Source organism: Neobacillus sp. MER 74, assembly GCF_023714155.1.
Map to the genome: position 1 here is coordinate 110707 of NZ_JAMAUV010000007.1, position 12322 is coordinate 123028.

Below are 12322 nucleotides of genomic sequence, written 5' to 3' on the forward strand. Positions count from 1 at the left end.
ATTATTCTTATGACAATTCAATAAAAAAACAAAAAAAGATGTCACATATTTATAGAGCTAATATGTGACATCTTTATATTTTATTTGACCAATTGATCTTGTATTGTACAGGTCTGCTTTAATGCTTATTCACCTAAGTCAACATTGTGATACACTTGTTGAACGTCTTCTAGGTCCTCTAATACATCAATCATTTTCTCGAATTTAGCTTGTGCGTCTTCAGGGAGTGTTACTTCATTTTGCGCAAGCATTGTTAGTTCTGCAACGGTAAAGTCAGTAATTCCTGCATTTTTAAAGGCTTCTTGAACCGCATGGAACTGTTCTGGATCAGCGTAGACAATCACAGAATCCTCTTCTTCAATAATGTCTCGTACATCGACATCCGCTTCCATTAGTAATTCAAGCACATCTTCCTCGTTTTTACCTTCCACACCGATAACCGCCGTTGCATCGAACATATAAGCTACAGAGCCGCTTACGCCCATGTTCCCGCCGTTCTTACCAAATGCCGCACGTACATCTGATGCGGTACGATTTACGTTATTTGTTAGAGCATCAACGATAACCATTGATCCATTTGGTCCGAATCCTTCATAACGAAGTTCAGAGTAGCTTTCCTCTGATCCGCCTTTTGCTTTTTCAATCGCACGGTCAATAATGTGTCTTGGTACATTATATGTTTTTGCACGCTCGAGCACGAATTTTAAAGCCTGATTGGATTCAGGATTAGGTTCGCCTCGTCTTGCTGCAACATAAATTTCCACTCCAAATTTAGCGTAAATACGGCTAGTATTTGCATCTTTTGAAGCTTTCTTTTCTTTAATATTGTTCCACTTACGTCCCATTCTGAACACTCTCTTTCCACTTTTGAATCTACACAAAATTAGTATTATGGACTAAGCTGTATCAACAGCAAAGTACAAAATAATAATTAGGAGTTCATAATTTATTGATGTTTCTATCATTGACAAATAATATTATACCTTAATTGCATCATTTGTTAAGAGTCTATTAAGCAAAATAGTGTAAGAAGTTGATTTGAATCCCATTTTAACGCCAAAAAGAGGTCGAACCGTCACGTCCGACCTCTCCAAAAAGTATGGAACTATACCAACATTTGAAACAGGGTACTGTCCTTATTGACTTCACGATATAAAAATCCTTTTGCTTTAATGCGTTCAATCAATGGCGAATAATCTCCTTTATCCTTCAACTCAATTCCCACTAATGCTGGGCCCGTTTCACGATTATTCTTCTTCGTATATTCAAAATGGCTAATATCGTCGTTTGGACCAAGAACATCAAGCAGAAACTCACGTAAGGCACCTGGACGCTGCGGGAAATTGACGATGAAATAATGCTGCAATCCTTCGTAGATTTTTGAACGCTCTTTAATTTCCTGCATTCGGCCAATATCGTTGTTTCCGCCACTGACGATACAGACCACCGTCTTGCCTTTAATTTCCTCAGCATACATATCCAAGGCCGCCACTGAAAGTGCTCCAGTCGGTTCCACAACGATGGCATTTTCATTGTATAAGGATAAGAGTGTTGTACATACCTTGCCTTCAGGAACAACAAGAATATCGTCAACGATCTCCTTACAAATATTATAAGTTAACGTACCTACTGTCTTTACCGCTGCCCCGTCCACGAATGGATCGATTTCTTTTAATGAGGTTACTTCCCCTTTTAAAAAGGATTCCTTCATGCCAGGTGCTCCTTGTGGTTCAACCCCAATTAATAGAGTTTGTGGAGAATAGTGTCTAAGGTATGTACCGACTCCTGACATTAGCCCTCCACCGCCAATGGCACCAAAAAGGTAATCAATTTTCTCCGGGCAATCATTGAGCAATTCAACGGCCACTGTCCCTTGTCCGGCAATCACGTCGGGATCATCAAAAGGATGGATAAAGGTCCGATTTTCTAATTGACTGCATTCCATTGCTTTTTCATAGGCATCGTCAAAAGTATCTCCAATCAAAACAATCTCAACATCTTCCTTGCCCCAAAATTTCACTTGGTTTACCTTTTGTTTTGGTGTGGTACTTGGCATAAAGATTTTCCCATGGATATTTAAGAGATGACAGGAATAAGCAACCCCCTGTGCATGATTACCTGCACTTGCACAGATAATTCCGTTCTTTAACTCATCCTCATTCAATTTTTTAATCCGATTATATGCACCGCGGATTTTAAAGGAACGAACGCTTTGTAAATCCTCTCGTTTTAAGTAGACATGGCAGCCATATCGTTCTGATAACAAGTGATTGTATTGCAGGGGAGTTGGTGCAATTTCATCCTTAATGTTATGGCTGGCAATAATAATATCCTCCACATTAAACACTTTCTTATCAACTTGTTGACTCATATTCCTTTTCCCTCCTAATTTTTTGCATCCATCAAGTAAAATTAATAAGTTCAACTACTATTTTTAAACACAAAAAACTCGCCCCCATAATATAGGGACGAGTGAACTCGCGATACCACCCTACTTCTGCAGCAACCAACACTACAGCTCTCGATCAACGTACCACTCTGGTACGCGTTCCATTGTAACGGCGGACATTCCGGTCTAGCTTACTCCATCGTTTCAGCTACACATCTCCGAGATGATCTTCGAATACGTCCTGACATCGACTTTCAGCAACTGTCGACTCTCTGTGGAACAAGGACTTACCCTACTCTTCTCATCATTGATTCTTCTTCAATTTTTTATAAGGTTACCACTGAAAAAATAACCTGTCAATATATTTTGACTATTTTAATTATTTTGTTAATTATAAAGCGCTTACATCTCTTCAAGCCACTTTTAACACTGTTATTACCTTATTTTAAGCCGGCAGCAAAAATATAAAAAACTCTTTTCGAATGACGAAAAGAGTTTTTTAATAGAAATGAAGTACTTTATTCAGATCCTGTAATTATCAAATCATCTTGGATGGTTGCTAGGACGGTTTGAGTGTTTACTTCTTGACCCTCTTTGACAGGTAAAGAGGTGATATGCCCGCTTATCCCGATTGAAACCTCTTCCATTCTACCGTTCTGGGTTCTTATTAAAAACAATTTCTCCCACTCATATACATGATTATTTTCCTCGGTAAAAACAGTTTCTACAGTACCAGAACATGGACTGAAGATAGCTTCTTCCGTTACTGACAATTTCTTCACTCCTTTTTAGTTTCTTACAGTCATTGAACAGATCAAGATTTCTCCATCCAAACGTTGGGAGATTCGTCTAATAATTTCTTTTATACCCATCCTCTGAAACGAGACGCTTCAGCAACTTTTCTGATACCAACCATATATGCTGCTAATCGCATATCTACTTGATGTGTTTTAGCTGTTTGATAGATATTTTCAAAAGAATCAACCATTACTTTTATAAGCTTTTCATCTACTTCTTCTTCGGTCCAATAATATCCTTGATTATTTTGCACCCATTCAAAATAAGAGACAGTTACTCCGCCTGCACTTGCAAGTATATCTGGTACAAGAATGACTCCACGTTCAGTAAGAATTCTTGTTGCTTCAAGTGTTGTTGGTCCATTTGCTGCTTCGACGACAATAGGTGCTTTAATATTGGCCGCATTTTTGGCAGTGATTTGGTTTGAAATGGCTGCCGGAACAAGAATATCACAATCTAATTCTAGTAGTTCTTGGTTGGTGATTGTGTTTTTGAAGAGCTTTGAGAAGGTACCGAAACTATCTCTTCGGTCCAGTAAGTAATTAATATCTAGTCCGTTTGGATCGTAAATACCACCATATACATCGGAAACGGCAACTACCTTCGCCCCAGAATCATGCATAAACTTTGCCAAGTAACTTCCGGCATTCCCAAAGCCTTGAATGACAACGCGCGCTCCTTGAAGTTCCTTACCAATTTTCTTCAATGCTTCTTCAATACAAATTGTTACACCGCGTGCAGTGGCTGTTTCACGACCTTGTGATCCGCCGAGGACGATTGGTTTCCCAGTAATAAAACCTGGTGAATCGAACTCACGTAAACGGCTGTATTCATCCATCATCCATGCCATGATTTGTGAATTGGTATAAACATCGGGTGCAGGAATGTCTTTCGATGGGCCAACAATTTGGCTAATCGCCCGGACATAGCCGCGGCTTAAGCTTTCAAGCTCTCTAAAAGACATGTTGCGAGGATCACAGATGATCCCGCCTTTCCCGCCGCCATACGGAAGATTAGTAATTCCGCACTTTAAGCTCATCCAAATGGACAACGCTTTTACTTCTTCCTCATCCACTTCCGGATGAAAACGGACACCGCCTTTTGTTGGACCAACCGCATCATTATGCTGAGAACGATAGCCTGTAAATATTTTGACAGAACCATCATCCATTTTTACTGGTATGCGGACAGTTAATAAACGAATTGGTTCTTTTAATAATTCATACATTTCGTTGTTATAGCCTAATTTAGATAAAGCTTGTTGGATGATCGTTTGTGTTGAATTGAATAGATTTAAAGATTCTTGTTCTTCTTGTTGTTGTTTTTCCATTTCAGTTACCATTGGTTTCACTGACATGCCTGACACCCCGTAGTATAATAGTTTATAGTTTTATATATTTTTAAATTAGCTTAAAACCGTTTTGATTTTTTCAAAGGCCCAATCGATTTCTTCTGTTGTAATGGTAAGTGGTGGTGCGAAACGAATCACTGTGTCATGGGTTTCTTTACATAATAAACCTGCTTCTTTTAATTGCTCACAGTATGGTCTTGCAGCTTCTGCAAGTTCAACCCCGATAAATAACCCTTTGCCTCTTACCGATTTAATTTTTGGATTGGTAATGGACTGTAATTTTTCAAAGAAGTATTTGCCTAATTCTAGCGAGCGTTCCGCTAGTTTTTCATCCTCAATCACTTCCAAAGCAGCAAGTGATACCGCACATGCTAATGGATTTCCTCCAAACGTTGACCCGTGGGACCCTGGATTAAATACACCTAATACATCAGAATTTGCCACGACACAGGAAATTGGGAATACCCCGCCGCCTAATGCTTTACCTAAGATCAACATATCAGGATTTACGTCTTCCCAATCGCAGGCAAACATTTTACCTGTCCGCGCTAAGCCCACTTGAATTTCATCCGCAATGAACAATACCTTGTTTTCCTTACATAAATCTGATGCCGCTTTCAAAAAGCCTTCTGGCGGTAAGATAATCCCGGCTTCACCTTGAATTGGTTCAATTAAAAATGCAGCTGTGTTTGGTGTGATGGCGGCTTTCAATGCTTCAAGATCACCATAAGGAATTAAATTGATTCCAGGCAGCATTGGCCCAAAGCCGCGCTTATATTCCGGGTCTGATGATAAGGAAACAGCACCCATCGTCCGGCCATGGAAATTTCCTACACAGGCAATTATTTCTGCTTGGTTTTCAGCGATGCCTTTTACATCATAACCCCAGCGACGGGCTGCTTTAAGTGCCGTTTCAACCGCTTCTGCACCCGTATTCATTGGGAGGGCCATATTCTTATTGGTTAATTGACAAATTTTTTCGTACCATGGTCCGAGTTGATCATTATGAAAAGCACGAGAAGTAAGTGTGACCTTATCTGCTTGGTCTTTCAATGCTTGAATGATTTTTGGATGACGATGTCCTTGGTTCACTGCTGAATAGGCACTTAGCATATCCATGTAACGGTTTCCTTCTGGACTTTCCACCCAAACACCCTCCGCCTTCGCAATGACGATTGGCAGTGGATGATAGTTATTGGCACCGAATTTATGTGTTTGTTCAATAATTTGATTCGTTTTAGTAGTTTCTGAGACTGTCATGATAGTTCCTCCTCTATTTACCTCGGGTAGGTTGAGTTCCTAAACCACCCGAGGGATCAATGATGTAGTTATTAAAGTGTTTCAGATGTTGTTTTCGCTTGCATATGAAGCAGTAAATATTCTGGACCGCCTGCTTTCGAATCTGTTCCAGACATATTGAAACCGCCAAACGGTTGGTATCCAACAATCGCACCTGTACAAGTGCGGTTAAAATATAGGTTTCCGACATGGAATTCTTCGCGTGCGCGTTCAATATGTTCGCGATTATTTGAAATCAATGCACCCGTTAAACCATAGTCCGTATTATTAGCAATGGTCATCATATGGTCAAAGTCACGGGCTTTACACATACCAAGAACTGGTCCGAAAATTTCTTCTTGCATAAGGCGTGCGTTTTCATCTAAATCAGCGAAGATTGTCGGCTGGATGAAGTACCCTTTAGAATCATCACCTTCGCCGCCCGTCATAAGTCGGCCTTCTTGCTTGCCTACTTCCATATAATTCATGATTTTTTTGAACGATTTTTCATCAATAACAGGTCCCATATAAGTAGTGGTTTCTTCAGGATTTCCAAGCGTAAGTGTTCTTGTTAGTGCCACAACTTTCTCAAGCACGACGTCATACACATCCTGATGAATGACTGCACGAGAACCTGCAGAACATTTTTGTCCTGAAAAACCGAAAGCGGAATAAACAATGCTTGAAGCAGCTAAATCTAAATCAGCATCATTATCAACAACCACTGTGTCCTTACCACCCATTTCAGCTATCACACGTTTGATCCATTTTTGACCTGGATGAACCTTCGCGGCCCGTTCATTAATACGGCAGCCTACTTCACGTGAACCTGTAAAGGATACAAAGCGTGTTTTTGGATGATCAACAAGGTAATCACCAATTTGCGCACCGCTACCTGGCACAAAGTTTAACACTCCTTTTGGAAGACCTGCTTCCTCCATTAACTCAACGAATTTTGCGGCAACTACTGGTGTTGAGTTGGCTGGCTTAAGAAGAACTGTATTACCCGAAACTATTGCTGCAATGGTTGTTCCTGCCATAATCGCTAATGGGAAGTTGAAAGGTGAAATAATAATTCCTACACCTAGTGGGATATAGTTGTACTGGTTGAATTCCCCATTTCGACTATTTACCGGTGAACCTTCTTTTAATTGAAGCATTTGACGGCCATAATACTCGATAAAGTCGATCGCCTCGGCTGTATCTGCATCCGCTTCCTTCCATGGTTTTCCGGCTTCTTTCACTAGATAAGCTGAAAACTCATGTTTCCTGCGGCGCAAAATGGCGGCTGCTTTGAATAAAATGTTGGCACGATGTTCTGGTCTCCACTTTTTCCACGTTTCAAATGTGGTTAATGCGGCATGCATCGCCTTTTCTGCTAGTTCTTGGTCTGCCATCGACACTCGACCAATAATTTCTTCTTTATTTGCTGGATTAATAGATATAATTTTTTCCTCAGTTGTAATCTGTTCTCCACCGATAACAACTGGGTAATCCTTGCCAAGCTGTGTTTGTACAAAGGCCAGTGCCTCTTGGAAGGCTTGTTTATTTTTTTCATCTTCAAAGTTTGTAAATGGTTCATGTGAATATGTTTTCAATGGTTGTTCCCCCTTGTCGTTTGCTACATCAATTATATATGCAAGTTACGTGCCAACTTGTATTTTGCATATATAAAGGGTTTTCATTGGATTTGGTGCAAATAGATTTTGCGCAAAATAAATAATTAATCAGCATACGCAAAATTTTTTGGCATTTTGCAGATTCTATTATTAAAAATAGATGCAAAAAATTCAATTTTAACGAAAATAGATTCGAATTGATAATAAAAACCCTTCTAGGACATTTTTTCATGGTATATTTAGATTAATAGAAAGATAATTCTGATAGTTAAAAGGAGAGATTGATTTGATTATCCCTTACAAAGGTATTTCCCCTGTTGTCCATGACTCAGTATTTGTAGCACCCGGTGCCTATTTAATTGGTGATGTAAGAATTGGAAAGGGTTCATCCGTTTGGTTTAACGCGGTACTACGCGGGGATGATGGACCAATTATCATCGGTGAACGGTGCAGTATTCAAGATAATTCAACAATTCATTTGTTCGAAGGGTTCCCGGTCGAAATTGCAGATGACGTGACAATTGGCCATAATGTTATTCTGCATGGCTGTAAGGTTGGGAAGCGATGCATTATTGGAATGGGTTCGACGCTTTTAGATAATGTTGAGATTGGTGAAGATTGTATTATTGGGGCCAATACACTGTTAGCTGGCGGAGTTAAAATTCCTCCTCGTTCCCTAGTGTTGGGGTCTCCAGGTAAAGTGGTCAGAGAAATAACCCAAAAGGACCTGGACCTGCTGCAGATGTCTAGCGATCACTATGTCCAGAAGGGGAAAGAATTTAAGGAAATTCTTAAATAGATTAATAGTGAAAAAAACTGCCCTCATGAAGGATTCATAAGGGCAGTTTATCAAACATATAGGTTAGGTACTCTTACTTGAAGAGGTTGTTTTTGCAGGGATAAAGAAACTTATTACAATATTAATTAGGCTTAATATCAGTGCATATAGAAATAAATTTTTCATTCCAACATGGATGTTTACAGCTTGATTGATGATCAGTCCCATAACAGTAACTCCGATGGAAGTTCCGATATTTTTTAAAAACATTTGCAATGAGGTGGACATCCCTTTGATGTGGGCTTCAGCAAATTCTTGGGATGCAATTGTTCCTACTGCAAACAACAAACCAAAAGCAACACCCTGGATTGTTAAGATGATAAACAAGCTAACATAAGATATATCTGTGATGAACAAATATAATGCTAAGCCTGAAACTGTTGTGATGAGGCTTCCAATAATAAAAAGGAGCTTATACCCAAAGCGAAGGATCCACTTTCCCGCAGGGGTGCTTCCGAAAGACCAGCCAACGGCAATACTTAGCAGGATGAGCCCGCTTTTATAAATACTCATGTGACTGCCTTCTTGCAGGTACAAAGGAATAAAGTTAGATGTTCCAAAAAAGGCCAAACAATAAACTAACATGAAAAGGTTCGTCATCAGAATTCCCATGTTCCTAAATAATGAAACAGGCAGGAACGGATGGGATTCTTTTCGTTCTATTAAAACAAAGACAATTAAACCAATGACTCCTAGAATCAATAACCAGATAGAGTGTTCTATATTAGTAGATAACAATAATAGCGTAATAGAAATCCCGAATAAGAAGAAACCTTTATAGTCAATATGTGTTTTCTTAAATTCCATCTGTTCTTTATAGGGCAGCAAACAAAGCACGCTGGCAATACCGATGGGAATATTTATAAAGAATATCCATCTCCATGTTAATGCTTCCACAAAGAAAGATCCTAGTATGGGACCAACAATAGATGAGATGGCCCAAATACTGCTAAAAACCGCTTGAATTTTCCCGCGACGTTCAATCGTAAACAAATCACCTACGATGATCATGGAAAGTGGAATCATCCCACCTGCACCTAAACCTTGAATTCCCCTAAATATAATCAGCGTGACCATGGAATTCGCCATCCCACAAAGAATGGAACCTAGTGTAAATAAGCCCACGGAAAACATTAACAGGTTTTTCCGGCCATACATATCCGATAATTTACCGTATAACGGCACAGTAACAGTGCTAGCTAACATATAAACAACAAATATCCATGCAAATAACTCCATGCCACCAAGTTGTTTGACAATGGTCGGACTGGCTGTTTGCATAATATTAGCATCTAGTGCTGAAATTAACGTCGTGATGACTAGACCCCAAAATACATACATATTCTTTTTCATAATTTCCTCCAAAACCAATTAATCGACTATCTATAGGATAGTTTATCATTTTTTCATCTACATAGAACAAGCCATTCACTAAGAATGGCTCACTTCCATCTTCAATAACGGCTGAGTAATCGTTGGTAAAATGATTTCAATTGTTGTTCCCTCATTCATTTTACTATAAATATTTAGCGTCCCATTATGACCTTCGATTATTTTGTAACAGGTCATTAAGCCGAGACCCGTTCCTTTTTCCTTAGTTGTATAAAATGGTTCTCCAAGAGTAGAAATCCGTTCTTGCGGGATACCGATCCCTTGATCGATAATCTGAATCGATATTTTTCCCTCTTCTTTTTCTTTTACGGCCACATGGATAGATCCACCCTTAGGCATAGCTTCCATCGCGTTTTTAAGTAGATTTAAAAACACTTGCTTTAATTGATTTTCCTCACAGCTGATCAACGGCAAATCATGATCAAAATCTATATTGATTTGAATATTATTCAAAAGTGATTGGTTGTTTATTAAGGTGATGACATCCTTTAAGAGGATTCTAATATCTTGTGTCTTATAGACGGCTGCAGAAGGTTTGGCCAGGACCAGAAATTCCCCGACGATTTCATTGATTCGGTCGAGTTCAGATAACAATATCTCAAAATATTCCTCTTTCTGGGTGCTGGTTTTTAACAGTTGAATAAAACCTTTGATCGAGGTGAGAGGATTTCGTATTTCATGGGCTATTCCCGCTGCCATTTGACCTAACAGCGCTAATTTTTCAGACTTTTGAATGAGGCGTTCAGTTTCTTCACTTTTTTCAGTTATGTCCTTCCCAATAGACAAGATGGCTTCTTCCCCACCAAAAACGATCAATAAAGAAGATACTTCAAATAAAAAAGTGGATCCATCCAATCGCTTGGCTTTGTAATCAATGGTGTGAACAGGCTGCTTTTCTTTCTTTATTTGTTTAAATCGTTCAAGCATCCGGCTTCTATATTCAGGAGCAATAAAATCCAAGATGGACTTCCCCGTCAAATCTTTAAGGTTCCCAGCACCAATCATGCTAAGCGCTGCTTTATTTACATATACTAATTTATGATTCCGCGTAACATAGACAGGTGCAGGCAATGAATCGATCAATTTCTTATAGCTTTCTTCACTCGCACGGGCCTTTTTTTCATAGTAGCGTGCCTTGTCATATTGCCATCCCACCACCCAGGCAATTAGGGTAAACAGAAAAAAATCAATCGAGAAAAAAGGTAGATGATCGAAAATCTTTTGGTAGCTGGTAAAAAGAATCGAAATCAGCACCAGGATAATTTGACCGGATTTATTCATGGTTCAGCCCTCTTATTTAGGTATATTTACTTATGAAATTCGACATAATTTGATTTATTCCTCTATTAAAATCAATAAATATTATTATGGAGAGAAATAGCAAAAAAATCTACCTAAATTCAATGGAAATAATTGATTACCATTAAAAAATTTTGCACTTCATTCTAGATTGTCAGATTTATAGGCAAAAAAAAGAGTCTATAATATTCATTATAAACTCCAAAATCCCTTATAAAAGTATCTCGTCTTTAACCTTTTCAGGAAACCACGATAGTTTATCCGATAGTTTCACCACTTCTCCGATTACAATCATGGCTGGATTGGTCATTCGTTTCTCTGTTACTACTTCAACGATTGTCTCTAGTGTACCAACAACTGTTCGTTGGTTCCCTGTTGTCCCTTGTTCAATAACAGCAATCGGTGTAGACGAATCCTTGCCGCAGGCTAGTAATTGGTCACAGATAAATGGAAGATGCTTGACACCCATATAAATAGCCAAAGTATCAACGCCGTGGGCGAGATGTTCCCAGCGTATATTATTGGGTTGACCGTTCAAACAATGACCTGTAACCATAGCAAAGGATCGGCTCAGATCACGGTGAGTGACTGGTATTCCCGCATAAGCTGGAGCAGCAATGCCAGATGTGATCCCTGGAACCACTTCAAATTCGATTCCATTTTGCATTAATACTTCGGCTTCTTCACCACCGCGGCCAAAAATATACGGATCGCCTCCTTTTAAACGAACGACCGTTTTGCAAGCCTTGGCTTTTTCGAGTAATATCTCATGGATGGAGTCCTGGGAAACACAATGGTTCCCCGGCTCCTTCCCGCAATAAATCAACTCAGTATCAGCCTTACCGTAACTTAGTAACACCGGGTTGACTAATCGATCATATAAAATAACATCGGCCTGCTCTAGGCATTTCATTGCTTTAATCGTGATTAATTCAGGATCGCCAGGCCCGGCTCCAACAATATAAACTTTTCCCTTTTTATCGGTCATATGAACCTGACCTCCTTTTTGTGAACTATTCAATGAGGAGAAACACTTCTTCCCCAACTATTTTCGTTTGATAGGTTTTCACACAGCCGGAATCCGGCTCTTGTACTCTTCCATTATCCAAACATATCTTCCAATCATGCATTGGACAGAATACAAATTCTCCGCTTACCAAGCCTTCGCTCAGAACCCCTCCTTTGTGCGGACATCGATTTTCTACAGCACGAATGGTTCCGTTTAATAATTTGAAAACTGCTACTTCCTTTTCCCCGACAATAACAGTTTTACCTAATCGCTCTGGCAGGTCCTTTACAGATCCGATTGACACCACTTCTACGTTTTTCTTAATCATTGGATGATTTCCTCCTTTAGC

Annotated in this window: 11 protein-coding genes and 1 other annotated feature; of the genes, 1 reads left to right on the forward strand and 10 read right to left on the reverse strand. The window is 39.4% G+C overall.

Features of this window, described 5'->3' with window-relative positions; translation table 11 throughout:
• Positions 1-125: 125 nt before the first annotated feature.
• From M3610_RS14030 to pruA, 6 genes are all read right to left on the reverse strand, one after another.
• Positions 126-845, reverse strand: a complete 720-nt coding sequence (locus M3610_RS14030; RefSeq protein ID WP_098574625.1) for a YebC/PmpR family DNA-binding transcriptional regulator — start codon at positions 843-845, stop codon at positions 126-128.
• Between the two features lie 260 nt (positions 846-1105).
• The gene (gene ilvA, locus M3610_RS14035; RefSeq protein ID WP_098574626.1) at positions 1106-2371 is read right to left on the reverse strand and encodes a threonine ammonia-lyase IlvA; all 1266 of its coding nucleotides are present in this window, start codon (positions 2369-2371) and stop codon (positions 1106-1108) included.
• 90 nt (positions 2372-2461) lie between these two features.
• Positions 2462-2706 (reverse strand) — a binding site (T-box leader).
• Positions 2707-2907: 201 nt separating this feature from the next.
• Positions 2908-3162, reverse strand: coding sequence for a biotin/lipoyl attachment domain-containing protein (locus tag M3610_RS14040; RefSeq protein WP_098574627.1), 255 nt, complete (start codon positions 3160-3162; stop codon positions 2908-2910).
• Between the two features lie 89 nt (positions 3163-3251).
• Positions 3252-4517 carry a Glu/Leu/Phe/Val family dehydrogenase gene (locus M3610_RS14045; RefSeq protein WP_098574756.1) on the reverse strand — a complete coding sequence of 422 codons (1266 nt, stop codon included), beginning with the start codon at positions 4515-4517 and terminating at the stop codon, positions 3252-3254.
• Positions 4518-4592: 75 nt separating this feature from the next.
• Positions 4593-5798: an ornithine--oxo-acid transaminase gene (locus M3610_RS14050; RefSeq protein WP_251459897.1), complete on the reverse strand. Its 1206-nt coding sequence runs from the start codon at positions 5796-5798 to the stop codon at positions 4593-4595.
• Positions 5799-5869: 71 nt separating this feature from the next.
• Positions 5870-7414 carry an L-glutamate gamma-semialdehyde dehydrogenase gene (gene pruA, locus M3610_RS14055; RefSeq protein ID WP_251459899.1) on the reverse strand — a complete coding sequence of 515 codons (1545 nt, stop codon included), beginning with the start codon at positions 7412-7414 and terminating at the stop codon, positions 5870-5872.
• A gap of 307 nt (positions 7415-7721) precedes the next feature.
• On the opposite strand from pruA, the gene M3610_RS14060 reads away from it, so the two are divergent.
• Entirely contained in the window at positions 7722-8234 is a 513-nt protein-coding gene (locus tag M3610_RS14060; protein ID WP_251459901.1) for a gamma carbonic anhydrase family protein, read from the forward strand.
• 63 nt (positions 8235-8297) lie between these two features.
• Here M3610_RS14060 and M3610_RS14065 read toward each other — a convergent pair whose 3' ends face one another.
• From M3610_RS14065 to nirD, 4 genes are all read right to left on the reverse strand, one after another.
• On the reverse strand, positions 8298-9626 hold the full coding sequence (locus M3610_RS14065; RefSeq protein ID WP_251459903.1) for an MDR family MFS transporter: 1329 nt from the start codon (positions 9624-9626) through the stop codon (positions 8298-8300).
• A 78-nt stretch (positions 9627-9704) separates the two neighbouring features.
• The gene (locus tag M3610_RS14070) at positions 9705-10946 is read right to left on the reverse strand and encodes an ATP-binding protein (RefSeq protein WP_251459905.1); all 1242 of its coding nucleotides are present in this window, start codon (positions 10944-10946) and stop codon (positions 9705-9707) included.
• Between the two features lie 229 nt (positions 10947-11175).
• The gene (cobA, locus tag M3610_RS14075) at positions 11176-11952 is read right to left on the reverse strand and encodes a uroporphyrinogen-III C-methyltransferase (RefSeq protein WP_251459906.1); all 777 of its coding nucleotides are present in this window, start codon (positions 11950-11952) and stop codon (positions 11176-11178) included.
• Between the two features lie 25 nt (positions 11953-11977).
• On the reverse strand, positions 11978-12301 hold the full coding sequence (gene nirD, locus M3610_RS14080; RefSeq protein ID WP_098574634.1) for a nitrite reductase small subunit NirD: 324 nt from the start codon (positions 12299-12301) through the stop codon (positions 11978-11980).
• Between the last annotated feature and the right edge of the window lie 21 nt (positions 12302-12322).

What these genes read in the sequence shown, in the direction of transcription:
- M3610_RS14070 (WP_251459905.1), bottom strand. Translation starts at nt 10,946, where the DNA reads ATGAATAAATCCGGTCAAATTATCCTGGTGCTGATTTCGATTCTTTTT.
- ilvA (WP_098574626.1), bottom strand. Translation starts at nt 2,371, where the DNA reads ATGAGTCAACAAGTTGATAAGAAAGTGTTTAATGTGGAGGATATTATT.
- M3610_RS14065 (WP_251459903.1), bottom strand. Translation starts at nt 9,626, where the DNA reads ATGAAAAAGAATATGTATGTATTTTGGGGTCTAGTCATCACGACGTTA.
- nirD (WP_098574634.1), bottom strand. Translation starts at nt 12,301, where the DNA reads ATGATTAAGAAAAACGTAGAAGTGGTGTCAATCGGATCTGTAAAGGAC.
- cobA (WP_251459906.1), bottom strand. Translation starts at nt 11,952, where the DNA reads ATGACCGATAAAAAGGGAAAAGTTTATATTGTTGGAGCCGGGCCTGGC.
- M3610_RS14050 (WP_251459897.1), bottom strand. Translation starts at nt 5,798, where the DNA reads ATGACAGTCTCAGAAACTACTAAAACGAATCAAATTATTGAACAAACA.
- M3610_RS14045 (WP_098574756.1), bottom strand. Translation starts at nt 4,517, where the DNA reads ATGGAAAAACAACAACAAGAAGAACAAGAATCTTTAAATCTATTCAAT.
- M3610_RS14030 (WP_098574625.1), bottom strand. Translation starts at nt 845, where the DNA reads ATGGGACGTAAGTGGAACAATATTAAAGAAAAGAAAGCTTCAAAAGAT.